The following is a 24592-nucleotide window of genomic DNA, read 5'->3' as shown; positions in this document are numbered from 1 at the left end:
CGGTACCAGATACGGGCTGCGCCCGCAAGGGGAGATTTACCACGAAACGGAGATGTGGGTAAAGTCCTGGAGAAAAGCCTTGCCCTGGAGCATGGCCTCATTCTACGGGAAGGAAGGCCAGGGCCTTGGGGGCGAAGCCCAAGGAGGAGATGGCCACCCTTTGGGGCGGGGAGGGGACGAGGTCGTAGACATAGAGGAAGCTTCCGGAGGCCAGATACACGTACCCGTCCTGGCCTATGGTTCCTGCGGCGAAGTTGGTGTAGGCCTCGAGGACCGGGGAGGCCTTGGGCTCCAGGACCTGAAAGCCCTGGCCGTAGACCGCAAGGCCCGCCACCGGGTCCAGGGCGAGCCGGGGGGTGCCGAAGAAGTCCCCCAGGACCTTCTGGCTGGCCAGGGCCTCGCCCTGGAGGGAGTAGAGGCGGGCCTCGAGGTTTAGCTTTCCTAGGCCAAGAAGCCTCTCTTTGGTGGCGTCCGCCCGGAGGTCAAAGGGGTTTTCGTCCAGGGTGGTGCCCAAAGGCTTTTCCAAAGAAGGGGTCCCTTGGGGGTCTTGGGCCGGGCGGTAGCCCAGGACGCTTCGGGTCAGGTAGGCCAGGAGGTCCAGGCTTCCCTGGGGGAGGAGGGCGAGGCGGGAGGCGGGGTCCAGGCCCGTGAGGTCGGCCTTCTCCAGGCTCCCGCTCCCGTCCAGACGCCAGAGGAAGGCCCGGGCCGCGTCGGGGCAGTGGAGGAGGAGGGTGTGTTGCCCGAGGCGGAGGTACCCCCCCGTGCAGTCCACGTCTGCGGGCAGGTTCTGGACCGAGGGCGTGCCCTTGGGGACGGAGGCCTCGGTGAAGCCCGAGGCATCGTAGGCCTCCACCCGGTCGGAGAAGAGAAGGAAAAGCCTTCGGGAAGCGTTTTGGTAGGCCAGGTCCAAAAGCTCCGGGGTGGTCCAGGTGCTCACGGGGGAAGCGGCGCCTTGCTGCAGGTCCAAAGCCCGGTAGAAGCGCACCTCGTCCCCCCCCGCCGCGGCGACGAGGGCGGGGAGAGGGGGTTCCTGGCTTCCCGTGCAGGCGGAAAGGGCGAGAAGCAAAAGGAGGTAAAGCTTCCTCATGGCAGGCCTCCCAAGCGCACGCCCTCCTCGTCCATGAGGACTTCCGCCGCCTGCCCCCCGTAGAGGAGGGCCAGGCGCACCTCGTTCTTGGCGGCGTCCAGGGTGAAGCGCATGGCCCAGCAGCACCGGTCCAGGGTGAGGATGAACCTGGGCTTTAAGGGGGCACCCGGCAGGTCCTGGGTGAGGAGGGCGGCGAGGTGGAGCTTGGTGTTTTCCCGGCCCAGGAAGGTGAAGGTGGGGCCGAAGTTCCTCAGGGCCAGGGTGTAGCCTTCCGGGCGGGTGGGGGCGCGGGTGTAGGTGAGGCTTCCCGAAAGGGATAGGCCCGGGATCCCCGGGGCCTCCCCTTGGGGCGGCGTGGGGGCCCAAAGGGTGAGGCCCCCGCTAAAGGTGGCGTCCTTTAGGTAGACCTCCCGGTCCGCCACCTCAGGGAGGTGGAGGTTGAAGGTGGTGCGAAAACCCGCCTTGGGCAGGGTTTGGGTGAGGGAGAGGCGGAGGTTCGTGGCCCTCGGCCCCTCCTGGAGGGAGCCCGAAAGGAGGAGGTCCAGAATCGCCCCGGGCGCTTCCCCGCTCTTAAAGCCCAGGCTGTAGGCCAGGGCCTGGGGGGTGAGGTTCCCTTGGAGGGAAAGGCTTCTCGGCCCCCAGATGGCCTGGCCCTGGAGGGCGAGGGTGTCTTGCTGCCAGTCCCGCCTTCCTTGGAGGGTGTAGGCCTCCTGGCCTTCCCGGAAGGAGAAGACGAGGTCGGTGGTGAGGGGGCCTTTCCCCTTTAGGTCGTGGCGGTGGGTGAGGGTGAGGCTCCCCGCCGGGAGGGCGTAGGCCCCCTGAAGGAAAAGGGGGTCGTAGAGGGCCTGTAGGTGGTCGTAGCGGAGGTTTGCCCGAAGGGAGAAGGGGTAGGGGGTGAGGCTGGCCTCGGCTTGGGTTTCCAGGGGGCCTTGGTCCAGGTCGTGCTTGCGGTAAAGCCTTAGGGCGTAGCCCTGGTCCTGGAGCCTGGCCTCCGCTTCCAGGGGCAGGTACTTCCCCGCCTCCAGGTCCCGCCCCCCTTTGAGGCTTAGGGCGAGGGGCCTTTCCTGGAAGGAGAGGCCTAGGGTGGCCTGGTGGGTCTTGCGGTTGGGCAGGGCCTCAAAGCGAAAAGGGCTTTCCCCTTCCTGGACGCTTCTTAGGTAGCCCGCCTCGAGGCCAAACCCCCCCAGGGTCTGGCGGAAGGTGAGACGGGTGGTCCAGTCTATCTGGCGCTCGTGGGTGCCGTCCGGGTTTTGCGTGGTGTAGTAGAAGCCCCGGAAGCGGTTCTCCCCGCTTAGGCTTCCCCCGGGCCAGGGGTTTAGGGCGAGGCTTTCCGCATGGCTGAGGAGGGCCCTGCCCGCCTCGGCGTAGGGTCCCAGGGCCCGGGCCGAGCGGTTTAGGGGGTTGGTCTCCGCCAGGTACCGCCCCACCACAAGCCCCGCCTGGAGGCTAAAGGGGCCTTGGCGGAGGGTGGGGCTTTGCGCCTCCACTTCGGGAAGGCGCTGGAGGGTGCGGGGTGGGGGGGTCGTGGGGTCGTGGTCCAGGAAGCCCGCAAGCCTAAGGGCGAGGCGCCCATCCTGGGGCGTGGGGGTCCCGGGGTAGAGGGCCTCGAGGCTAAAGCGGGAAAGCTTTTCCTTGGTGTCGTCCCTTTCCAGAAGGCCTGTGAGGGAGAAGGCCTGGCGCTTCAGGCTGTACTCCAGGCGGTACTGGAAGGTGTCCGGAGGGGTGTGGAGGAAGAAGTAGCGCTCCGTGGCCTCCCCGGTCCCGTAGTGGTCCAGGCCGAAGCCGTAGCCCCGGCCCTGGTAGTAGCGAAGGAGGGTGTAGCCGAGGCCGAAGGCGGCCACGTAGGGGAGGTCGGCCTTGAAGTAAAAGCCCCCCTCGTCTTGGCCCATCTCGAGGCGGGGCCTCCTTTCCGAGAGGAAGAGGAGGAGGACGGGTAGCTTGAGGACGGGCTCCTCCCGAAAAAGGAGGGTCACGTCCCGGGCCACCACCCGGTCCCCCGGGTAGAGGACGATCTCCCGGGCGCGGAAGGCGTAGTCCGGCACCTCCTGGCCGCACGAGGCGCACGGGGTGGCGTAGCCCCGCTCTAGGAGGATCGCCCCCGCCACCCGCTGGCAGAGGGGCCCGGTGAGGAGGAGGTCCTTGGCCTCTATGCGCACCTCCAGGGCGTCAAAGCTTTCATCGGAGAGGTCCACCTGAAGCTCCTCCGCCTCTATAAGGCGGCCTTCCTTGTCCCGGTAGCGCACCTTGCCCGAAAGGTAAAGGAGCCTCCTTTCCCGGAAATAGGTGACCCTAAGGGCCTCCAGCTCCTCTTCCCCCCGCTTAAGCCGCACGGGGTTGCCCGTGAGGACGTACACCTCCTCCCCCCCCTCCTCCCGTAGCTCTAGGCGCTCCGCCTCTAGGACCTGGAGCGCCCCTTGGGCCAGGGCGGGGAGGAGCAGGAAAAGGAGGAAGGGAAGCCACCTCACCTCCGCCCCCCCAGGTAGAGGAGAAGCCCCAAGGCCCCGTAGAGGAGGTTGGGGCCGAAGGCGGCAAGGAAGGGGTCCAGGGCGTTCTGCTCCCCCATGATCCGCCCCACGCTCCAGGTGGCGTAGTAGAAGAAGGTGAGGACCGCCACCCCCACAAGCCCCAGGCTCCGGCTCCCCCCCAAAAGGTAAAAGGCGAGGCCCACGGCGAAGAGGGCGAAGATGGGGGCGGTCAAGGGCTCGGCGAAGCGGCGGTAGTAGGTGGTGGCCTCGAGGCCCGCCTTCACCCCTTGGGCCCTAAGCCGCTCCACCTCCCGCTTAAGCTCGGAAAGGGGCATCCGGTTGGCCGGGTTGGGCCAGGGGTCAAAGGTGAGGTCCTTGAGGACCAGCTCTCCCCTTTGGAAGCGGGCCAGGGTGCGGGGGCGGTCCCTCTCGTAGGTGATCCGCTCCCCCCTTTCCAGGAAGAGGACCCCCTTTTGGAACCGCCCCTCCTCCGCCAAAAGCACCTCCTCCCAGGACATGACCCTAAGCTTCCCGATCCTTTCCCCCTCCACCTCCCCCACGTAGACCACCCGCCCTTGGGCGTCCTGGAAGGTGGTCCCGGGGGTGAGGAGGGCCCTGGGCCTTTCCAGGACCTCCCGCCTTAAGAGGTCCTGCCCCGCCGCCAGGGCCCGGGGCACCAGGCTTTCCCCCAGGAGGAAGGCCACGAGGGCGATGAAAAGCCCCAGGAAGAGCAAGGGAAGGAGCACCCGCTCCCGCCGCACCCCAAGAGCCAGGAGGGCCTTGAGCTCCGAGTCCTCCCCCATGCGGGAAAGGAGGAGCAAGAGAGCGAAGAGGTAGGCCACGGGCGCTCCCCGCACCAGGGCCTCCGGGGTGCGGTAGAGGAGGTAGCGGAGGAGGGTGTAGGGGTCCGCCCCCTTGGCCACCAGGGGGGCCAGGACCTCGTAGACCGCCCCCGCCAGGAAGAGGAGGACGATGGCCAAAAGCCCCAGGGCCAGGTGGCCCAGGGCCTCCCGGAGGAGGTAGCGGTCCAGGATCTTCACCGTAGCCTCCAGGCGAGTAGGAGGGCGATTCCCCCATAGAGGGCGTTGGGGAGGTGGGCGAGGAGAGGGCTTAGGTCGTAGCGGGCGAGCTGGGCCGAGAGGGTCCAGAGCACGTAGTAGCCGAAGATGAGGAGGACCACTGCCAAAAAGGCCCAGGTGGCCTCCCGGAAGGAAAGCCCCAAAAGGGCGGCCAAGGACCCGAGGAACACCGCTCCCAGGGCGTCCGAAAGGCGCCTTTGCAGGGCGAAGCGGGCCCCGGGCTCCACCTGGCTCCTCGCCCAAAGCTCGGGGAGGGGGGTGGAATCGTAAGGGTCGCGGGAGCCCAGGCTTTCCCGGGGGCGGTAGGCCAGGGGGAAGGGGAGGATCCCGGCGAAGGGCTCAGGGGCCTCCCCCGAGAGGACATACCCCCTAAACCGCCAGCCCTCCCCGTCCCATACCCCCTCCTGGGCGCTGTAGACCCGGCCCTTCTCGTCCACGATGCGGATGCCGTAAAGCCGGTTCTCCCTTCCTTCGGGCCGCACCTCCTCGGCGTAGTAGACCCCAAGGCCTTCCGGGGCGTAGAGCTGGTGGCGCAGGACCCCGCTAAACCCCTCCCCGTAGAGGAGCCGGGCCAGGGCCTGGTCGTAGGCCTCCTGGGCCAGGGGGCGGAGGAAGGCCAGGTTCAGGAAGTTGAGGAGGCTCACCCCCAGGGCCAGGAGGAAAAGGGGGTAGAAGAGGCGCAAGGGGGGGACGCCCGCGGCGTAGGCCGCCTTTAGCTCTGACTGGCGGATGAGCCGGGAAAGCCCCACCAAAATGGCGAAGACGAGGCCCAAGGGGAGGGCGAGGCTTAGGGTCCAGGGAAGGCGGAGGAGGACCAGGTGGGCGATCTCCCAGGCCCCCGCTCCCCGGCTTAGGAAGACCCCGGAAAGGCTGGAGAGGAGGTCCAGGGTGAGGAGGGCGGTGAAGAGGAGGATGCCCGCCAGGTAGGGGGAGAGAACCTCCTTTAGGACGTAGCGGCCCAGCACCGGGGCCGAGTATACGGCTTTTGGATGAGAAGGGGCCTAGCTAGGCGTGGGCGATCACGTGGTGGACGGGAAGGCCGAAGCGCTCCGCCTGGGTGTGGACGTCCAGCCTGAGCCACCGGGAAAGCCCCGGGGGCAGGGTGGAGAGAACGATGGCCCCGTAGGCCCCGGGGTGGGCGAGGAGCTCCTCCTCTATGGCGAGGAGGGGGGAGATGTCCCCCGCCTTAGCCTCCTCCACGGGGATGCCCTGGGCCTCGAGGGCCCTTCTGGCCGCCTGGGCCTCCTCCTCGGCCCGGCGCCGCACCTCGTTCTCTTCGTAGACCCACCCGGGAGGGGGGACCGCCGGGACCAGGAGGACGAAGCGGGCCTCCGGGTCTTGGGCCTGGATCTCCCTGAGCTTGGCGGCGAGCTCCGGGCTTTTGGCCGTGCGGTGGGCCACCACCAGGTAGCGCATGGGCCACCTCCTTTCCCCTTGCCTTTAGCCTAGCCCCAGGGCCTTGGGGGGAGGGGTGAGGCGGGCCACCTTTGTTTTGGATTGAATCCGATCTACCCCAAGCCCCCCTTCAGCAAGCCCCTTGCCCAGGGGTTTTTCTGCATACCACTTTACATAGGGGAAACCCGTGGTATACTAAAGAAGTCAGACGAGAGAGAAGCCGCCTGCGGGCGGCGGGTTTTTTTAGGGCACCAGGGCCACCTTGGTGGCCTGGCGCTCGTGGAAGAGGCGGTAGCCCTCCGGGGCTTCCTCCAGGGGAAGCCTATGGCTATAGACGAAACTTCCCCTAAGCCTTCCCGCCCGCTGGAGGGCCAGGACCTCCCCGATGTACCGGGGGATGTTGGCCAGGGCGCTCCTTAGGGTGATCCCCCGGCTGAAGGCGGGAAGCCAGGGGTAGTCCAGCCTTTCCGCTGTGGGCACCCCCAGGCTGGAGACCACCCCTCCAGGCCCCGCCAGGCGGAGGGCGAGCTTTAGGGCCTCCCCGTCCCCGCCCACCGCCTCCACCACCAGATCGGCCCCCAGGCCGTCCGTCTCCTTGCGGATGTGGGCGATGGGGTCTTCCGCCTTGGGGTTTAGGGGGAGGCTTCCCAGGGCCTTGGCCTTTTCCAGGCGGGCCTCCTCGAGGTCTATGGCGTAGACGGGCCCCGCCCCCAGGGCGTGGGCCACCATCTGGGCCATGAGGCCCACGGGCCCCGAGCCCACCACGGCCACCACCATCCCGGGGCTTAGGAAGGGCCTCACCCCCCCGTAGGCGGTGGTGAGGATGTCCCCCGCCAAAAGGGCCTCCTCCGCCGGGAGGTCCCCGATGGGGAAGAGGCTTTGCCGGGCGAAGGGGACCCGGACCCTTTCCGCCTGGGCCCCCGGGAGGTTGCCCAGGGCGAGCCCAAACCCATAGACCCCGCCCCTTACGCAGGCGAAGTACGGCCCCTTGCGGCAGGGGGGGCATTCCCCGCAGGCCACCTGGAAGCTCCCCACCACCCGCTCCCCCAGGGCGAAGGGGACCAGGGGCCCTTTCTCCACGATGCGGCCCACGAACTCGTGCCCGAGGATTGTCCCCGGCAGGACCCCGGCGATCTTGCCGTGGTAGATGTGGAGGTCCGAGCCGCAGATGGCAGCGAGCTCCACCTCGAGGATGGCGTCCGTGTCCGCCTCCAGCCTGGGCTCGGGGACCTCCTCCACCGCCACCTGGAAGGGCCCCTTGTAGACCACGGCCTTCATAGGACTTCCCGGGCCACCTTGACGAGCTCCTGGGCCGCCTGGGCGTAGGGGGCGAGGGCGGCGATGGAGCCCTTCTTGAGCTCCAAAAGCCCCCGCATCAGGGCGGTGAGGGGCTCGAGGCGCCCCTCTAAGACCTCCTGCCAGGTGGCCCGGTCCGCCTGGATGACGAAGTCCGCCTCCGCCTCCCCCTCCACCACCTTCACCCCCCGGCAGGCCCCGTGCCAGAGGTCCAGGACCACGGAAACCCCTTGGGGAAACCCCGCCTGGGGGTCGGGGCGGACGCTTAGGGCGAGGCTTCCTTCCCAGGTGGCCGCCGCCTTGCGGTAGGCCTCGCTTTGGGAAAGCTTCTCGCAGTACGCCTGGGCCCACGCTTCGCTGAAGGGTTCCACGGTTTTCCCCCTTTCGTTAAACCCAGTATAGGTCTAGCGGGCGTATCCTGGAAAGGTGGTGCACCTTCTGGACCTCTCGGGGGTCTACTGCGAGCCGGTGGAGCCCCGCCTGATCCGCCTTCTTTCCGAGGCCAGCGGGGAAAGCCCCTTTTACGTTTCCCAGGCTTTTTACGAGCTCCTTCCCCGGCTTAGGGCGGAGGGCCCTCGGGCGCTGGAGGCCCTTTTCCCCGGGGCTTCCCGCCTTTACGCCGGGGCCTTCGCCCCGAGGCCTGGGCCCTTCCCAAAGCCCTTCCACCTGGTCTCGGACCTGCCGCCTCCTGAGGGGCTTCAGGCCTTCTTCCACCCGGAAAAGCTAAGGGCCCTGGCCTTGGCCCTGGAGGCTTTGGGGGTTTCCCCCGAGGAAGCGGTCTACTGGGACGACAACCCCCTCTGGGCGGAAAGGGCCCGGGCCTTGGGGGTGCGGGCCCAGGTCTTCAGGGGTTTTCCGGCCAGGGGTGTTTGGGGTAGCGGCGCATGAGCTCCTGGCGCACCTTGGGGTAGTGGTTTTCCCAAAAACCTTTCAGGTCTTGCGTCACCTGGACCGGTCGCCGGGCCGGGGAGAGGAGTTCCACCGCCACCGCCACCCGCCCCTCCAGAACCCTCGGGGCCTCCCGGAGGCCGAAGGCCTCCTGGAGGAAGAGGGAAAGGAGGGGAGGGGCTTCCTCCCGGTAGCGGAGGCGCTTCCGCTTGCCGGAAGGGAGGGTGAGGGCCTCCGGGGCCAGGCGCTCCAGGGTGGCCCGGGCCTCCCCCAGGAGGCTTAGGAGAATCTCCTTCCAGGGGAGGTTTTGCAGGTCCTCGAGGCGGCGCACCCCTTCCGTCCAGGGGAGGAGCCAGGAGAGGTCCTGGAGGAGGGCCTCCTCCCTAAGCTCCGGCACCGGCACCCCGTGCGCCCTTAGAAAGCGGAGGCGGAGGAGGACCTGCCGGGCCTCCTCGGGGAGGGGAAGCCCCTCTTTCAAGGCCTCCCGCAGGTGCTCCGGGGTGGGGGGGCCGGGGTCTTCGGGGTGCCTTTCCAGGACCAAGGCCCCGTAGCGCCTTTCCAAATAGCCCCGAAGCCTCCCCCCTTCCCACCCGGTCCAGGCGGCCACCTGGGCGCGCCCGAGGAGATCCTCCCGGGCGAGGGGGGCGGCGAGGAGGACCCGGGTGGCGTCCGCCCCCACCGCCACCAGGTGGGGAGGGCCGTCCCCTTCCAGGCGGAGGAGGGGGCCCGTGGCCAGGCGGTAGCGCCCCGGGGCCACCCTTTGGGCCGCCCGGTCGGGGTAGGCGGCAAGGAGAAGCCGGCCCACCGCCTCGGGCGGGGGAAGGGTTTCTAGGGGCTTCGCCCCCAGGCGCCTCCGCCAGAGGGCGGCCACCCGCTCCAGGGCCCAAAAGGGCCCCCGTCCCTCCCGGCGGGCCTCTAGGAGGCCCTCTAGCCTAAGGAGGAGGTCGGGCTCCCCCTCCAAGGGGTCTTGCTCCTCTAAGAGGGCGAGGAGGTCCGCCGCCAAGGGGAGGAGGCCCTCCTTTTCCGCCTCCAGGACCAGCCGGGCCAGGCGGGGGTGGGTGGGGAGGCGGAGCATCCTTTGGCCCAAGGGGGTGAGCCTTCCCCCCTCCACCGCCCCCAGGAGGGAGAGGAGGTTCCAGGCGGCCTCGAGGGCCCCCTGGGGGGGCTTGGTGGGAAGGGGGAGGTCCTCCAGCCTTTCCCCCAGGGCCAAGGCCACAAGGACCTCCCGGGAAAGGTCCACCTCCAGGATCTCCGGCCGCTTGGGGGGGAAGGGGCCTTTGGGGTAGAGGCGGAAGACCCGCCCCGGGCCCACCCTCCCCGCTCTTCCCGCCCGCTGCCTCGCCGAGGCCTCGGGGATGGGGGAGAGGACCAGGCGGCTTAGGCCCGTCCTGGGGTCAAACCGGGGCTTTTTGGCGAGCCCCGTGTCCACCACCGCCCGCACGTTGGGCAGGGTGAGGCTGGTCTCGGCCACGTCCGTGGCCAGGACGATCTTCCGGGGCCCGGGCCGGAGGAGGGCCATCTGCTCCGCCAGGGGAAGCCCCCCGTGGAGGGGGAAGGCGGGGAGGTCTTGGAGGAGCCTTCGGGTCCGCTCTATCTCCCCCTTGCCCGGCAGGAAGACCAGCACGTCCCCTTCCCCCTCCAAAAAGGCCTTCCGGGCGTAGCGGGCCGCCAGGGGCTCCAAGGGGCCTTCCCGGGGCTTTTCCAGGTGGTGGACCTCCAGGGGGTGGCTTTTCCCCTCCACCGCAAGAAGGCTTTCCGCGAAGAGGGCCTCTAGCTCGGCGTCGGGGGTGGCGGTGAGGAGGGCGAGCTTGAGGTCGGGCCTTAGCGTCTCCTGCACCTTGAGGAGGAGGGCTAAGGCCAGGTCGCCTTCCAGGTGCCGCTCGTGGGCCTCGTCCAGGAGGACGGCGGAAACCCCTTCCAGGGTGGGGTCTTCCAGGAGGAGGGCGAGGAGGAGGCCTTCCGTGAGGACCAGAAGCCGGGTTTCCGGCCCCTCCCGCCCCTCGAGGCGCACCCGGTACCCCACGGTCTTTCCCAAAGGCTCCCCCAGGTTCTCCGCAAGCCTCGCCGCCACGGCCCGGGCCGCTACCCGCCGGGGCTCAAAGAGGAGGACCTTGCCGGGAAGGGCCTTGAGGAGCCTCAAGGGGAAAAGGGTGCTCTTCCCCGCCCCGGGGTAGGCCTTGAGGAGGAGGCGGCCCCGCCCTAGGAGGAGGGCCACCGCCTCGTCCAGCCAGGCCGCCATCTAAGTACCCCACCGCGGCTTTCGCCGCGGCGGGGACCCCAAAAGGAGCTTCCCAAGCCTCATTTCGGGCACCCCGTGTTGCGAAACCACCGTGCGGCCACTTAGATGTCCAGCTCGGCGTAGCGGGCGTGCTCCTCAATGAACTCGCGCCTCGGGGCCACCTCCTGGCCCATGAGCTTCTCAAAGAGCTCGCTGGCCTCGAGGGCGTCCTGAAGCTCCACCCGCTTGAGGACCCGCTTCTCCGGGTTCATGGTGGTCTCCCAAAGCTGCTCGGGGTTCATCTCCCCTAGGCCCTTGAAGCGCTGGACCTCGTAAGCTTTGCCCTCCAGCTCCTTGAGCCGGGCCTGGAGCTCTTCCTCGGAGTAGAGGTATTCCACCTTCTTCCCCACCTGGAGGCGGTAGAGGGGGGGCTGGGCGATGTAGACGTGGCCCCTTTCGATGAGGGGGCGCATGTAGCGGTAGAAGAAGGTGAGGAGGAGGGTGCGGATGTGGCTTCCGTCCACGTCGGCGTCGGTCATGATGATGATCTTGTGGTAGCGGAGGCCCTCGAGGTCAAAGTGGGCCTCCCCATCTCCCCCGATGCCCACGCCGATGGCCGAGACCATGGCCCGCACCTCGGCGTTCTTCAGAGCCTTGGAAAGCCCCGCCTTCTCCACGTTCAGGATCTTCCCCCTCAAGGGCAAAATGGCCTGGAAGCGGCGGTCGCGGCCCTGCTTGGCGCTACCCCCCGCCGAGTCCCCCTCCACGATGAAAAGCTCCGCCTCCTCGGGGTTTTCCGTCTGGCAGTCGGCCAGCTTCCCGGGGAGGTCGTCGGACTCCAGGGGGTTTTGCCTGCGGACGAGCTCCCTCGCCTTCCTGGCCGCCTCCCGGGCCTGGGCTGCCCGCAGGGCCTTCTCGTAGACGGCCTTGGCGATGCGGGGGTTTTCCTCCAGGATCTCCAGAAGCTTCTCGTAGACCACCTGGCCCACGGCGGTCCCGGCCTCGGGGTTTAGGAGCTTCCCCTTGGTCTGCCCCTCAAACTGGGGGTTGGGGAGCTTCACCGAGACCACGGCGTAAAGCCCCTCCAGGAGGTCGTCCCCCGTGGGCTGGGGGCCTTTTTCCTTGTTGAGCCCGGCCTTCTTGGCGTACTGGTTCAGGGCGCGGCTGTAGGCGGATTTAAAGGCGGTGAGGTGGGTCCCCCCGTCCCGGGTGGGGATCATGTTGGCGTAGGTGAGGATCTCGGCGTTGTACCCCTGGGTGTGGAGGAAGCCCACCTCCACCTCCACCTCCCCGTGGGTGCCCCGGATGAGGAAGGGCTTCTCGTAAAGGAGCTCCTCCCCCTCGGCCAAGGCCTTGGCGAAGGAGGCCACGCCCCCCTTGTCCAGGAAGACCTCCTCCTTGCCGTGCTGGAGGTCCCGGAAGACGAGCTTAAGCCCTGCCACCAGGTAGCTCACCTCCCGAAGCCGGGCCCGGATCTTGCTGGGGTCAAAGGCCAGGGGACCGAAGATCTGCGGGTCGGGCTTGAAGGTGACCCGGGTGCCCGTCTTCTTGGCGGGGCCCACCACGGCGAGGGGCTCGGTCACCTCGCCGCGGCTGAAGGCGATTTTGTGGTGCTTCCCCTCCCGGAAGACCTCCACCACGGTCCACTCGGAGAGGGCGTTCACCACGCTCGCCCCCACCCCGTGGAGGCCGCCCGAGACCTTGTAGGCGCCTTGCTCAAACTTCCCCCCGGAGTGAAGGGTGGTGTAGATGACCTCCACCGCGGGCTTGCCCTCCTCGGGCATCAGGTCCACGGGGATGCCGCGGCCGTTGTCCTCCACGGTGAGGGAGCCGTCGGGGTTTAAGGTGACCACGATCTCCGTGGCGTAGCCCGCCAGGGCCTCGTCCACGGCGTTGTCCAGGATCTCCTTGAAAAGGTGGTGGTACCCCTCCACCCCCGTGCCGCCGATGTACATGGCGGGGCGGTGGCGCACCCCCTCCAGGCCTTTGAGCACCTTAATGGCGGAAGCGTCGTAGCTCACCCCTCCAGTATACCATAGCTCGTGGCCGGGGATTTTTCCCTTGGCCATGGGGCGAAGCGCCGCCTGGCCTCGCCTAGTTCTTGGGTATTTGTGCAAATAACCTGGGGGCCGTCCGGTATGATGAGCCCATGTCGGTTTGGGTTCTCCTGCATGCGGGGCTAGGGATTTTCCTCCTGCTGGCCGTGCCCGCCTTGGCCCTGGTGGGGCTTTGGGGGTTTTCCCGCCCCTTGCCCTCCCGGTTCTACGCCGCCCTCCGGGGGGTGGCCTGGGTGGCCATCCTGCAGGTGGCCTTGGGTTTTGGCCTCTTCTTCTCGGGGCTTAGGCCCAAGGAGGGGCTTCACCTCCTCTACGGCCTCCTCTTGGCGGCGGGGCTCCACTACCTGGGGGGCCTCGAGCCCGGGGGCTGGTTCTATCGGGGGCTCAAAACCCCGCCCAAGCGCCCCGAGGTCTACGTGGCCTTAGGGCTTCTTTTCGCCGTGGGGCTGGTGGTGCGGGTCTACGTCACGGGGCGGTAAGGGTTTCCTTAGGAAAGAACCTCTTTGGCCACCCTTTCCCAGGAAATACGGCCCGATAGCGTGGAACCGTGTTCCTGGAGGAAGCGCTCGACGCTCTGGACGTAGCTTTCTTTGAAGATGACGAACCCATTGGGAAGATGCTCGAGGTGTTTCGCTACTTTTGCCCATAGGTTGTAAAGTTCTGCTCGGGATCGGGCATTTTCTGTTTTTTGGATGAGGGCTTGCTCACTTTGAAGGGTGTAGGGAACCTCGAGGAGCGCATGGGCTTTTTGCCCCTTCAGGAAGCGATTCTCTCCGCGGGCTTCGCTCCGGTAGGTCTCCTTTTTGATCTGAAGGCCTATGCGGAGATTGTTAGAAAGGTTTATCAGGGCATCTATCCCCTTTAGGTCGAGCTCCGGAGTGGCTTCCAGAGGAGACCGGCAAGAAGCCACCCAGCGATAACCGAAGTGGAATTGAGTCCATATCGATACAGCCGTTCGGTAGAGCCTAGCTTCCAAGCCGAGACGCACAAACTGGTAGGAGCATCCCCAAAAGTACTTGCGGATGAACGTGTCCAGGGCCTTAAGCCGTTGGTCCCACCACTGGGCGAAAAAGTCCTCGTACTTGGGGAAGGAGGGGGTTGGTTCGTCCGGCTTCCAGTAGTGCTTGTAAAGGTCTGGCAGGGGATTAAGCTCCTTGGGTAGATCTTGTTCTACGGTTTTGATGGGGCGATACTTTTTCTCGTAGTCCCTTAGGTCCAAGTTACCGAGAAAGGTCTCGAATGCTTTCAGGGCTTTATGCGCCATAGTCCTCTCCGACAGGAATGGGTATGCGCTCCAGCATTCTCAGGGTGAGGTGGGGAACGAAGTCCCGGTAAAGGGTGGCCACGTACTCCTGCACCGCTTCCCCGTTTAAGTAGTCCACGATGCCTTCGGGGAGCTTCCCCTTGGGCAGGAGGTGAAACTCTTCCCGCCAGGGGTAGGCCCTCTCGTCCCAAGCGGCCACCACCCGAACCCCCTTGGTGTGCCCCACCACCAGGTGGGGCTTATCGTAGAAGTCCCGGAGTTCCTTGGCCCGCTCTTTGGGCATCCAAAGCCCCGAGTAGTTCCGCTCGTACTCGATAAGGGCGGGCTTTAGGTTTCTGCCCGTGAGGACGGGAACAAGCCCGGGCCCCGGGGCCTCTCGCACCGCCTCGTGGCGCTTAAACTCGGGGCTTCGGGCCGCAAAGCGAATGAAGAAGAGGTGCCCTAGCGGGATGCCCTTGGCCTCCATCTCCCGGGTCTTCGGGGTCTCGAAGCGGACCATCTCCCCCCGCCACCCTGGGTACGCTTCCCAAAGGATGGGGTTGTCCAAGGCGCTGGCATCCCATAGCTTTAGGCCCCTTCCTCCTTTGCGGAAGCGAAGGACCACGGCGCTCACGTTCCGCTTGGGGAAGACCCGGCCCACATAGAAGACCTCGGTCTCCCCCTCCTTGGCGAGGAAGGACCTGAGGAGGGAAAAATCGTCTAGGACAAGCCAGGTGGTGGGCACCACGAAGACGAGGAGCCCTCCTGGTTTTAAAAGGCGGATGGCCTTTTCGATAAAGGCTCCGTAAAGGTTGTACTTGCCCCTCCAGGTGGTGAAGCGTTCCTTGTAGAGGGCCTTCACCCCTTTTAGAACGTGGATGGGGTATTTGGACCCATCCCCCACGATCCCGTAAGGCGGGTTTCCCAGGATGAGGTCAAAAGCTTCCCCGGGCTCCCAGAGGAGGAAGTCCGCCACCACCCCTTCCGCCCAAGGGGGAAGGTCTAGGGCCTTGGGGTCAATCTCCACGCCAAAGAAGCGGTAGCCCGTCCCGTGGGCCTCCCGGAAGGCCCTTAGGAAAGGCGCATGGGCGCAGGCGGGCTCTAAGACCCTCCCCCCTTTGGGGGCCTCGCTTAGGGCCACCATGAAGCGCACCACCTCTTCTGGGGTTTCCACCCGGCCGAGGCTTTTCGGGGTTCCTCCTTCAAGGGGGGAGGGGGGGAAAAGCATCGCTAGCGGATTATACCGAGCCTCCTTCCCACCTTCGCGTAGGCCTCGAGGGCCCTATCCAGCATTTCCTGGGTGTGGGCGGCGGTGACGATGTTGCGGATCCTGGCCTTGCCCCGGGGCACCGTGGGGAAGCCGATGCCCACGGCGAAGACCCCTTCCTCCAGGAGGAGGCGGCTCGCCTCAAAGGCCAAGGGGGCCTCCCCGAAGAGGACCGGGGTGATGGGGGTCTGGCTCCCCAGGGTATCGTAGCCCAGGCGGGCAAGCTCCCGCTTGAAGTAGAGGGTGTTTTCCCAAAGCCTTTCCACCCGCTCGGGCTCCTTTTCTATGAGCTCCAAGGCTCCCAAAAGCGCCCCCACCACCGCCGGGGGGTGGCTCGTGGAGAAGAGGAAGGGCCTCGCCTTGTTGACGAGGAGGTCCTTGAGCTCCCGGGCCCCCGCCGCGTACCCTCCCACCACGGCCCAGGCCTTGGAGAGGGTGGCCACCTGGATCACGTCGGGGTCCTGGTGGAAGCCGAAGTGGTGCACCGTGCCCTTCCCCTTTTCCCCCAAAACCCCGGAGCCGTGGGCGTCGTCCACGTAGACTACCGCCCCGTACTTCTTGGCCAGGGGGACGATCTTGTCCAGGGGGGCGATGTCCCCGTCCATGGAGAAGACCCCGTCGGTGACGATGAGCTTGAGGCCCTCGGTATCGTGGGTTCTTAGGAGCTCCTCCAGGTGGGCCACGTCCGCGTGGCGGTAGACCAGCCGGGTGGCCTTGGTGAGGCGGAGGCCGTCGATGATGCTGGCGTGGTTCAGCTCGTCGGAGAAGACCAGGTCCCCTTCCTTGAGGAGGGCTCCTAGGACCCCCTGGTTGGCGGTGAAGCCGGACTGCAAGACGAGGGCACTTTCCGTCCCCTTGAAGCGGGCCAGGGCTTCCTCCAGCTCCACGTGGTAGGTGAAGGTGCCGGCGATGGTGCGCACCGCCCCGCTTCCCGCCCCCCACTTCTCCAGGTACTGGCGGGCCTTCTCCTTGAGGTAGGGGTGGTTGGCGAAGCCCAGGTAGTTGTTGGAGGCGAGGTTCACCACCTCCTTGCCCCCCACCCGGGTGATGGGCTCCTGGGGGGCCTCGAGAACCTTAGGGGAGATGTAAAGCCCCTCGGCCTTCAGGCGGGAAAGCTCCTCCTCTAGGCGCGCCTTGAGGGAAAGGCTCATGGGCTTATCCTAACCTTCCCCATGGGCCTTGAGGGTAGGCGGGACATTTGTCCCTATCCCTTCAGGGTAGCTTACCCTTGAAACACCCGGACGTAGGGGTTAGGGAAGGCAGGGCGCCTATGAAGGCCAAGGCTTGGGCTAAGCGGCTTCGGACCTCTTTGGGGGTGGTATGCGGCGCCGGAACCTAAGGGTTAAAGCCCTGTTTTGGGGTGCGGTCCTAGGGGTTTTCCTCCTTTTGGTGGTGGTCTTTTCCGGGGTGGCGGTGGGGGCCTTTGAGCAGCGGATCCTGCCCGTGGAGCAACCCGTCCCCTTCAGCCACGCCTTCCACGCCGGGGGGCTTGGCCTTTCCTGCCGCTACTGCCATTCCGCCGTGGAGCACGCCCCCTACGCCGGGCTTCCCCCCACGGAGACCTGCATGACCTGCCACCTCTACGTGAAGCCGGATAGCCCCAACCTGGCCCTGGTGCGGGAAAGTTGGGAGAAAGGGGAGCCCCTTCGCTGGAACCGGGTGATCAACCTCCCCGACTTCGTCTACTTCCACCACGCGGCCCACGTGGCCAAGGGGGTGGGGTGCGCCGAGTGCCACGGCCGGGTGGACCAGATGGCCGTGGTCCAGCAGCCCGCCTTCACCATGAAGTTTTGCCTGGACTGCCACCGAAACCCCGCCCCGCGCCTGAGGCCCAAGGAGCAGGTCTTCAACATGGCCTACACCCCAGACCCCGAGCTTGGGCGGGAACTCCTCAGGCTCTACCACGTCCGGCCCCCCGAGGAGCTCACCAGCTGCAACACCTGCCACCGCTAGGGAGGAAGTATGCATAGAGGACCCCAGGAGGCGTTGGAGAAGGAGTTTTTCCGGGAGGAGTTTCCCTTTGGCCCCCTGACCCGGAGGGGCTTTATGGCCCTGGGCCTCCTTTCCTTGGCGGCCTGCACGCCGGTGGTGCGGCGGAAGGGGGTGCCCTACGTGCGCCAGCCCGAGGGGGTGGTGGAGGGGGGAAGGCGGGAGTTCTTCACCGCCCTGCCCCACATGGGCTTCGCCGAGCCCGTGCGGGTGCGCACCTACCAGGAAAGGCCCCTTTTCCTGGTGCCCCAAGGGGAGGCCATGAGCCCCTACCCCTTGGCGGGCCTTTACGCCCTTTACGACCCGGCCCGCAAGGGGAAGGCCCCGGACTGGGAGGGGTTTTTCGCCGCCTGGCGCAAGGCCTTAGGGGAAGGGGAGACCCTCCTCGTCCTCCCCCGGACCACCTCCCCTAGGCTCGAGGCCCTCCTCCAAAAGGCCCACGCCCGCTACCCCAACCTCCGGGTGGCCCGGTTTGAGGCCTGGAGCCTGGAAAACGTCTACCGAGGGGCGGAGCTCGCCTTCGGGCGGAGGGCCTGGCCCGTCTATCGCCCCGAGAGGGCCGAGACCGTCCTCCTTCTGGACGTGGACCTCCACGAGCACCCGGCGGGCTACGGCTGGTGGGCCGCCCTAAGCGGGAGGCGCCTTCTCCCCATGAACCGGATCTACGCCGTGGAGAGCGGGGCGGGGCTCCTTTGCGCCATGGCGGACCACCGCCTGGCCCTAAAGCCAAGCGGGGTGGAGGCCTTCCTCCTGGACCTGGCGAAGGCCCTGGGGGTCCTCCCGGGAAGCCCCGCCTCGGACTACGGGGGCTTCCTCCCCGCCTTGGTGGAGGACCTTAACCGTGGCGGCCTCCTCCTCCCCGGGGTTCACCTCACCCCCGCCGCCCAGGCCCTGGCCATGGCGGTGAACGCCCGCCTGGGGGCACCCGTGGCCTACGTGCCGCCGCCCGAGGCCGAGCCTGCCACCCCCGGGGCCTTCCTGGAGGCCCAGGAGGCGGGCCGCCTGGTCTGGGCGGCGGAGGGTCCCTTGCCGGGCCTAGGGGGCAAGGCCTTCGCCGCGGTTCTTTCCCTCTACCCCAAGGAGGCACCCTTTAGCCTCCCCCTGGCCCATCCCCTCGAGGCGGCAAGCCCCGCCCGGGACGCCTGGGGCCGGCTTTGGCCCGCCCAGGCCCTCCTTAAGCCCCTTTGGGGCGGGAAGTCCTTGGAGGAGGTCCTGGCAGGGCTTCTCGGCGAGGCGCTTCCTCCCCTTTCCCCCGAGGAGAAGCGGGCCTTGGCCGAGGGGCGCCCTTTGGAGGAGGCGGAGCCTTTGGCCCTGGCGCCCCTCCCCGGCCTCGAGGACCGCCTTCCCCCCTTGCGGCAGGAAGCCCCCCTGGAGCTCACCCTCCGCCCCGACGCCCGCCTCTTTGACGGCCGCTACCGGGAAAACCCCTACCTGCAGGAGCTTCCCCGGCCCCTAAGCCTTCTCGTCTGGGATGGGGCCCTCCTCGCCGGGGAGAAGGAGGCGGAGACCTTGGGGCTTCTTGAGGAGATCCGCGCCCGGGAGCGTAGAGCCGACCCCAAAAGGCCCCTCCTCCGGGTGGAGGCCGGGGGGCGGACGGCCCTCCTCCCCCTCTGGCCCCTTCCCCTCTTCCCCCAAGGGAGCCTGGTGGCCCCCCTTTCCCACTTCTTCCACCCCGAGGGGGTGGTCTTCCCCGCCAGCGTCTCCCCCACGGGCCGGGACTACCCCTTGGTCTCCACCCAGTACCACGGGTATTTGGGCGAGGTGGAGGCGGTGAAGGTCCTTACGGAGGAGGAGGCCCTGAAGGCCGAGCCCCACGAGGAAAAGCGCCTCTCCTTCTACCCCCCCTGGCCCCAAGGGGAGCACGCCTGGGCCATGACCGTGGACCTCGCCCGCTGCGTGGGGTGCGGGCTTTGCGTCTTGGCTTGCCAGGTGGAGAACAACATCCCCGTGGTGGGGAAGGAGGAGGTGAGGAAGGGCCGGGAGATGCACTGGATCCGCCTGGACCGCTACTTCGCCGAGGAGGGGGTTTTCCACCAACCCGTCATGTGCCAGCACTGCGAGAAGGCCCCCTGCGAGGCGGTCTGCCCCGTGGCGGCCACGGAGCACTCCCCCGAGGGGCTCAACCTCATGGTCTACAACCGCTGCGTGGGCACCAAGTACTGCTCCGCCAACTGCCCCTACAAGGCCCGGCGCTTCAACTTCTTCCCCTACGCCGAGGCCTTCCTGGGCCAGGGGGACCCGAGGCGGGCCAAGGAGAGCCCCCTGGCCCTCCTCATGAACCCCGAGGTCACGGTAAGAAGCCGGGGCGTCATGGAGAAGTGCACCTACTGCGTGCAGCGGATTGAGCTCGCCCGGGCCGAGGCCGCAAGGGAGGGGCGGGGGATCCGCACCGGGGAGGTCAAGACCGCCTGCCAGGAGGTCTGCCCCGGGCAGGCCATCCACTTCGGCGACCTCTTAGACCCGGAAGACCCCATCCAGGCCCACCGGAAGGAAGGGCGGCACTACGTCCTCTTGGAGGAGGTGAACACCTGGCCCCGGACCACCTACCTCGCCCACCTGAAAAACCCCAACCCCAGGCTTAGGAAGGAGGGAGGCCATGCCTGAACGGCACCCGGACCACGACCTGATCCAGGGGGAGTGGACGGAAAAGACCCTGGTGGAAAAGCTCTTGGAGCCCGTGGAAAAGCCCCCGCCCAGGCCCTGGAAGGTGGTCCTGGCGGTGGGCTTCGTCCTGACCCTGGCCTGGCTCTACGCCATCTTCGTCACCTTCACCAAGGGCCTCGGCACCTGGGGCATCAACCAGCCCGTCATCTGGGGGTTTGACATCGTCCACTTCGTCTGGTGGATCGGGATCGGCCACGCTGGGACCCTGATCAGCGCCATCCTGGTCCTCATGCGCCAGAACTGGCGGGACTCCTTAAACCGGATCACCGAGGCCATGACCCTCTTCGCCGTGCTCTGCGCCGCCACCTACCCCTTGATCCACATGGGCCGGGCGCAGCACTTCTACTGGGTCCTCCCGTACCCCACCCACTTGGCCCTCTGGCCCCAGTACAAGAGCCCCCTCTCCTGGGATGTCCTGGCCATCTTCACCTACCTCACCATCTCCACCCTCTTCCTCTACCTGGGCCTGATCCCCGACCTGGCCATCCTCCGAGAGCGGAGCCAGGGCTGGCGGAAGAAGCTTTACGGCTGGCTTTCCTTGGGCTGGACGGGGAGCGCCCTCCACTGGCGGCGCTACCGGGCGGCCTACGTCCTCCTGGCGGGCCTCGCCACCCCCGTGGTCATCTCGGTGCACTCGGTGGTGAGCATGGACTTCGCCTACGGCCTGGTGCCGGGTTGGCACCTCACCCTCTTCCCGCCCTTCTTCGCCGCCGGGGCCATCTACTCGGGCTTCGCCATGGCCCTCACCCTCATCATCCCTTTGCGGAAGTGGTACCGCCTCGAGGGGGTCATCACCGAGCGCCACCTGGACTGGATGGCCAAGGTCACCCTGGCCTCGGGGCTCGGGGTGGCCTACACCTACCTTCTGGAGATCTTCATCGCCTGGTACTCGGCGGAGCCCGCCGAGTGGGCCCAGCAGCTGTGGCGCATGACCGGGCCCTACGCCCCCTACTACTGGGCCATGATGCTCATCAACGTGGTCCTCCTCCAGACCCTGTGGTTCCCCAGGTTCCGCAGGAACGTGGCCTGGCTTTTCGTCTTCTCCATCCTGGCCAACGTGGGCATGTGGCTTGAGCGCTTCGTTATCGTGGTCATAAGCCTCTCCCACGACTTCCTCCCCGGGAACTTCCACCTCTACTACCCCACCTGGGTGGACTGGACCCTTTTCCTGGGCACCCTGGGCTTCTTCCTCTTCGGCCTTGCGGTCCTCATCCGCCTCTTTCCCCCCATCGCCGTGGCGGAGATGCTCCACCTCTACCACAAGCTTCGCAAGCACTAGGGAGGTGCCATGCTGTACGGGTACATGGCCTACTTTGCGGCGCAGGAGAGGCTTCTTGAGGCCCTGAAGGCCCTCAAGGAGGCGGGGTACCGCCACCTGGAGGCCTTCACCCCGACCCCCTTGGAGGGCCTCGAGGCTGTCTACGGCCGCGAGGAGCGCATCCCCTGGATGGCCTTTTTCCTGGGGGTCTTGGGGGCGGGCCTCGGCCTTTTCCTCCAGGTCTACACCACCCTGGACTACCCCCACAACGCCGGGGGGAAGCCCCTTTTGGGCTGGCCCGCCTTCATCCCCGTCACCTTTGAGATCACCATCCTCACCATCACCGTGGGGATCTTCCTCTACCTCCTTTACCTGAACGGCCTCCCCTTGGCCGCCCACCCCGCTACCCTCGCTTCCCGCTACCGGGAGGCCCTCGTGGACCGGCCCGCCCTCTTCGTCTACGCCACCGACCCCCGGTTTGACCCGGAGGCCACCCGGGACCTCCTCCAGGGCCTGGGGGCGGAGGTGGAGGAGGTGCGGCGTGCGTAGCCTCCTCCTTCTCGCCCTTCTCCTTTCCGGGTGCGGCTGGATGTGGGACCAGCCCAAGGTGAAGGCCTTCCGGGAAAGCCCCCTCCCTCTCGCTTTTCCCGAGGAGCGGGTCGCCCTGGGGGAGAGCCTGGACCAGGCGGTGCGGCTCGGGCTCGGGCCCGAGGGGGGTTTTGCGGAAAACCCCTACGCCTTCACCGAGGCCGACCTCCTCCGGGGGAAGGTCCTTTACCAAAGCTTCTGCGCCATCTGCCACGGGGTGAGGGGGGAGGGGGACGGGCGGGCCATCCCCTTGGGGGTGCCCAGGCCCCGCTCCTACCACGACCCCGCCGTGCGGGACCAGCCTGAGGGCTACTTCTACTTCGCCGCCACCAACGGCTTTGGCCGGATGCTTCCCTATAAGAGCCGGATCCCCGAGCGGGAGCGCTGGCTCATCGCCCACTACATCAAGCGGTGCCTCCTCCAGGAGGCCTGTCCCAAGGAGGTGGTGGATGCAACGGTCTATTGAGGTGGGGCGCCTCGCCCCGGGGGTTTTGGGGCTTTTCCTCTACGCCTCGGCCTTCCTGTTTGGGGCTCCTGCGGCCTATTTCCCCTTCGCCTTCTTCCTCCTCCTCGCCTTGGGGGCCCTTTTGGTCCTCCTGCTGCACAACGCCCTAAGGAGCCACTGGGGCCTGCCTTTGGAGCCCTACCTCTATCCCCTGGCCCGCCTTCTCCCCCTGATGGGGCTTTTGGGCCTTCCCTTCTTCCTCTTCCTCCCGGAGCTTTTCCCCTGGGCGAGGCCTGGGGCCGGCCTGGACCCCGTTTTGGCCCACCGGGCCCCCTACCTGAACGCGCCTTTCCTGTTCCTGCGCTACGCCCTTTCTTTCGCCCTCTTCGCCTTCGTCCTCGCCAAGCTCCGCCCCGGGGAGTACCGGGCGGAGGTGGGGGCCTGGGGGTTGCCCCTGGTCTTCGTGGCGGGCACCTTCCTCTCCTTTGACCTTTTCAAGAGCCTCGAGGCCCACTTCTACTCCGCCTCCTACGGGGGCATCCTCCTCCTCTCCGCCGCCATCCTGGCCCTCGCCGTGGCCGTGGCCCTGGCGGCCAGGAAGGGCACGGCCGCCCTCATGGGCCAGGCCCAAAACCACACCAACCTCCTCCTCGCCCTCTCCATCGTCTGGATCTACCTGGAGGCCACCACCCTCATCATCGTCTGGGGGGCGGACCTCCCCCACGAGGTGGAGTTCTACCTGAAGCGCCTCCAGGGACCCTGGGACGAGGTGGCCGCCTTCTGGGTGGTGGGGGGCTTCTTCCTTCCCTTCCTCTACCTCCTCACCAACCTGCCCAAGCGGGAGGCCCGCTACCTCCTCCCCGCCGCCCTCTGGGTGGCCTTCTTCCGCCTTTTGCACCTGGCCTGGTACCTCCTCCCCGCCCTGGGGCGGGGGTTTGGGGTGGGGGAGGCCTTGGGGCTTTTGGGCCTCGGCCTCCTCTTCGCCGCCCGCCTGCGGGGGTAGGGGCATTTGCACCTACCCTCACGGGCTTCCCGGGTGGGCCAGGGTCACCCGGTCCCGCCCCGCCTCCTTGGCCCGGAGGAGGGCGTAGTCCGCCTGGAGGATCCATTCCTCCAAGGCTTCTTCCCCTTGGGGCACCTCTCCCCCGGCGATCCCCCCCGAGAGGGTGAGGGGATAGGGGATGGGCTCCACCTTCTCCGCGCGGAAGCGGGCCCGGATCCTCTCCACCACCTCCTTGGCCGCCTGGCGGTCGGCCCCGTAGAGGAGAAGGAGGAACTCTTCGCCCCCGTAGCGCACCGCCAGGTCCTCCTTGCGCACGCTGGCCTCGAGGATGCGCCCCAAGCGCCTTAGGACCTCGTCCCCCACGGGGTGGCCGTAGGTGTCGTTCACCTGCTTGAAGCGGTCAATGTCCAGCATGACCACGCTCACCGGGGCCTGGTAGCGGCGGGCTAGGGCCAGAAGCTTGGGAAGCTCCGCCTCGAGGCCCCGGCGGTTCCGAAGCCCCGTGAGGGGGTCGGTGAGGGCCAAGGTGCCCCACTCCACCTGCTTGAGCGCCTGGCGGAGCCGCTCCCCGAGAAGGGCCAGAAACCCCGGGGGGACCTCCTCCGGAGGGGCCTCAAGGTAAAGCCAGACCTCTTCCCCGTGGTTCAAGGGGAGGGGGAGGAAGTGGGGGGTGCGCCTTCCCACAAGGCCCCGCTTGGCCCGCACCTCGAGGCCCACCGCCTGGGGGAGGAGTTCCCGGGCCGCCTGGAGGGCTTCCATGAGGACCGCCTCCGGGCTTAGGGTCTGGGTCACCCGGGGGGAGAGGCGGGCCAAGGCCTCGAGGAAGCGGGTCCAGCGGCGGTTTTTTTCCCCTGTGCGCCGCCTTTCCAGGTGGAGGGCGTAGAGGAGGCCCAGGCCCCCCACTACTCCTCCGTAAAGGGCAAAGAAGCGCACTCCTTGGGGTGTTGGCTCGGCCAGGAGGACGGCGGGCAGGAGGAAAAGCCCCAGGAGGGCCAGGGCCTGGTGGGCGAAGGGGGCTTCCTCCCTTCCTTCTGCCCCCACCCCCAAGGCCAGGAGGAGGTAGCCCCAGGTCCAAAGGAGGTGCACCGGGTGGCCTGTGGGGTAGCCCCCTTGGGCCTCCAGGTGGGCGTGGGCCAGGTGGGCGAAGAGAACCAGGAGAAGGCCCACGCCCCAAAGGGCCCTCCCTTCCAGGAAGCGCTCCTGGAAGAGGGGTTCTAGCCTAGGCAGGAGAAGGAGCCAAAGCAGGGCATCCCAGGCGATGAAAAGCCGGTCCACCCCGAAGGCGCCCAAGGCCTGAAGGAGCCCCCAAAGCCCCAGGGGAAGCAGGGGGAGGGTGCGCCTAGGGGGCTTTCCCGGGGTCTTCAGGAGGGCCCAGGTGAGGGCCAGGTAGCCCAAGAGGTAGGGGAACTCCAAAAAAAGTGCTTGGGTGGAACGTTCTTTGGATAATCCCAGGAGGTCCCCCAGGGTCCAGCCCAAGTCCCCAAGGCCCCAGAAGAGGAGGCCGAGGCCCCAAAGGGGGGCCTTGCGGAGGAGGTAGGCCCCGGCGCCCAGGGCCACCAGGGGGGTAAGGAAGCGCTCGCTCCAGGGGGCGGTGGGAGGGAAGAGGGCGAGGCCTACCAGGAGGGCCAGAAGCCCATAAAGGGCCACGGC

21 protein-coding genes are annotated in these 24592 nt (G+C 67.4%); 8 read left to right on the top strand and 13 right to left on the bottom strand.

The features are described from left to right. Nucleotides 1-97 precede the first annotated feature (97 nt). The 7 genes from IEX93_RS03675 to IEX93_RS03645 form a co-directional block, all read right to left on the bottom strand. On the bottom strand, nucleotides 98-1087 hold the full coding sequence (locus IEX93_RS03675) for a hypothetical protein (protein WP_188846589.1): 990 nt from the start codon (nucleotides 1085-1087) through the stop codon (nucleotides 98-100). Further along, nucleotides 1084-3552 carry an LPS-assembly protein LptD gene (locus IEX93_RS03670; protein WP_188846587.1) on the bottom strand — a complete coding sequence of 823 codons (2469 nt, stop codon included), beginning with the start codon at nucleotides 3550-3552 and terminating at the stop codon, nucleotides 1084-1086. The genes IEX93_RS03675 and IEX93_RS03670 overlap by 4 nt, the downstream gene beginning before the upstream one ends. Continuing rightward, complete coding sequence (locus IEX93_RS03665; RefSeq protein WP_188846586.1) at nucleotides 3549-4592, bottom strand: LptF/LptG family permease; 1044 nt, start codon at nucleotides 4590-4592, stop codon at nucleotides 3549-3551. The genes IEX93_RS03670 and IEX93_RS03665 overlap by 4 nt, the downstream gene beginning before the upstream one ends. After that, nucleotides 4589-5596, bottom strand: a complete 1008-nt coding sequence (locus IEX93_RS03660) for an LptF/LptG family permease (RefSeq protein ID WP_188846584.1) — start codon at nucleotides 5594-5596, stop codon at nucleotides 4589-4591. The genes IEX93_RS03665 and IEX93_RS03660 overlap by 4 nt, the downstream gene beginning before the upstream one ends. A gap of 40 nt (nucleotides 5597-5636) precedes the next feature. Beyond that, on the bottom strand, nucleotides 5637-6047 hold the full coding sequence (locus IEX93_RS03655) for a hypothetical protein (protein ID WP_188846582.1): 411 nt from the start codon (nucleotides 6045-6047) through the stop codon (nucleotides 5637-5639). A gap of 222 nt (nucleotides 6048-6269) precedes the next feature. After that, nucleotides 6270-7304, bottom strand: a complete 1035-nt coding sequence (locus tag IEX93_RS03650; RefSeq protein ID WP_188846580.1) for an alcohol dehydrogenase family protein — start codon at nucleotides 7302-7304, stop codon at nucleotides 6270-6272. Beyond that, the gene (locus IEX93_RS03645; protein ID WP_188846578.1) at nucleotides 7301-7693 is read right to left on the bottom strand and encodes an SCP2 sterol-binding domain-containing protein; all 393 of its coding nucleotides are present in this window, start codon (nucleotides 7691-7693) and stop codon (nucleotides 7301-7303) included. The genes IEX93_RS03650 and IEX93_RS03645 overlap by 4 nt, the downstream gene beginning before the upstream one ends. Before the next feature lie 55 nt (nucleotides 7694-7748). Between IEX93_RS03645 and IEX93_RS03640 the strand changes: the two genes are divergently transcribed. After that, a complete protein-coding gene (locus IEX93_RS03640; protein WP_188846576.1) occupies nucleotides 7749-8210 on the top strand; it encodes a hypothetical protein in 462 nt (153 codons plus the stop codon). Here IEX93_RS03640 and hrpB read toward each other — a convergent pair. Both hrpB and gyrB read right to left on the bottom strand, forming a co-directional pair. Beyond that, on the bottom strand, nucleotides 8167-10449 hold the full coding sequence (gene hrpB, locus IEX93_RS03635) for an ATP-dependent helicase HrpB (RefSeq protein WP_188846574.1): 2283 nt from the start codon (nucleotides 10447-10449) through the stop codon (nucleotides 8167-8169). The genes IEX93_RS03640 and hrpB overlap by 44 nt on opposite strands. Nucleotides 10450-10550: 101 nt before the next feature. Further along, a complete protein-coding gene (gene gyrB / locus IEX93_RS03630; RefSeq protein WP_188846572.1) occupies nucleotides 10551-12449 on the bottom strand; it encodes a DNA topoisomerase (ATP-hydrolyzing) subunit B in 1899 nt (632 codons plus the stop codon). 128 nt (nucleotides 12450-12577) lie between these two features. Between gyrB and IEX93_RS03625 the strand changes: the two genes are divergently transcribed. After that, entirely contained in the window at nucleotides 12578-12964 is a 387-nt protein-coding gene (locus tag IEX93_RS03625) for a hypothetical protein (protein ID WP_188846570.1), read from the top strand. 8 nt (nucleotides 12965-12972) lie between these two features. Here the strand turns inward: IEX93_RS03625 and IEX93_RS03620 are convergent, their stop codons facing one another. From IEX93_RS03620 to IEX93_RS03610, 3 genes are read right to left on the bottom strand one after another with little or no spacing between them, the layout of a single operon-like run. After that, complete coding sequence (locus IEX93_RS03620) at nucleotides 12973-13749, bottom strand: TaqI family restriction endonuclease (protein ID WP_188846568.1); 777 nt, start codon at nucleotides 13747-13749, stop codon at nucleotides 12973-12975. Next, nucleotides 13739-14956, bottom strand: a complete 1218-nt coding sequence (locus IEX93_RS03615) for an N-6 DNA methylase family protein (RefSeq protein ID WP_188846566.1) — start codon at nucleotides 14954-14956, stop codon at nucleotides 13739-13741. Before IEX93_RS03615 ends, IEX93_RS03620 begins: the two co-directional genes overlap by 11 nt. Nucleotides 14957-14958: 2 nt before the next feature. Continuing rightward, nucleotides 14959-16146 (bottom strand): glycine C-acetyltransferase, encoded by a 1188-nt coding sequence (locus IEX93_RS03610; RefSeq protein ID WP_188846564.1) that lies wholly within the window; start codon nucleotides 16144-16146, stop codon nucleotides 14959-14961. Between the two features lie 169 nt (nucleotides 16147-16315). Here IEX93_RS03610 and IEX93_RS03605 point away from each other — a divergent pair, with 169 nt between their 5' ends. The 6 genes from IEX93_RS03605 to IEX93_RS03580 are packed head-to-tail and all read left to right on the top strand — an operon-like array spanning nucleotide 16316 to nucleotide 22942. Then, on the top strand, nucleotides 16316-16948 hold the full coding sequence (locus IEX93_RS03605; RefSeq protein ID WP_188846562.1) for a cytochrome c3 family protein: 633 nt from the start codon (nucleotides 16316-16318) through the stop codon (nucleotides 16946-16948). A gap of 9 nt (nucleotides 16949-16957) precedes the next feature. After that, entirely contained in the window at nucleotides 16958-19588 is a 2631-nt protein-coding gene (locus IEX93_RS03600) for a 4Fe-4S dicluster domain-containing protein (protein WP_188846561.1), read from the top strand. Next, nucleotides 19581-20927 carry an NrfD/PsrC family molybdoenzyme membrane anchor subunit gene (gene nrfD, locus IEX93_RS03595; RefSeq protein WP_188846558.1) on the top strand — a complete coding sequence of 449 codons (1347 nt, stop codon included), beginning with the start codon at nucleotides 19581-19583 and terminating at the stop codon, nucleotides 20925-20927. The genes IEX93_RS03600 and nrfD overlap by 8 nt, the downstream gene beginning before the upstream one ends. Nucleotides 20928-20936: 9 nt before the next feature. Next, nucleotides 20937-21455 (top strand): DUF3341 domain-containing protein, encoded by a 519-nt coding sequence (locus IEX93_RS03590; protein WP_188846556.1) that lies wholly within the window; start codon nucleotides 20937-20939, stop codon nucleotides 21453-21455. Further along, nucleotides 21448-21960, top strand: a complete 513-nt coding sequence (locus IEX93_RS03585) for a c-type cytochrome (RefSeq protein ID WP_188846554.1) — start codon at nucleotides 21448-21450, stop codon at nucleotides 21958-21960. The genes IEX93_RS03590 and IEX93_RS03585 overlap by 8 nt, the downstream gene beginning before the upstream one ends. Beyond that, on the top strand, nucleotides 21944-22942 hold the full coding sequence (locus IEX93_RS03580) for a hypothetical protein (protein WP_188846552.1): 999 nt from the start codon (nucleotides 21944-21946) through the stop codon (nucleotides 22940-22942). Before IEX93_RS03585 ends, IEX93_RS03580 begins: the two co-directional genes overlap by 17 nt. Before the next feature lie 18 nt (nucleotides 22943-22960). Here IEX93_RS03580 and IEX93_RS03575 read toward each other — a convergent pair whose 3' ends face one another. Beyond that, nucleotides 22961-24589 carry a GGDEF domain-containing protein gene (locus IEX93_RS03575; RefSeq protein ID WP_188846550.1) on the bottom strand — a complete coding sequence of 543 codons (1629 nt, stop codon included), beginning with the start codon at nucleotides 24587-24589 and terminating at the stop codon, nucleotides 22961-22963. Nucleotides 24590-24592 lie beyond the last annotated feature (3 nt).

Origin of the sequence: Thermus composti, assembly GCF_014647535.1 — a bacterium.
In the GTDB taxonomy this organism is placed as follows: domain Bacteria; phylum Deinococcota; class Deinococci; order Deinococcales; family Thermaceae; genus Thermus; species Thermus composti.
Note: the sequence above shows the minus strand (reverse complement) of the source record. Positions and strands in the feature narration are given on the sequence as shown.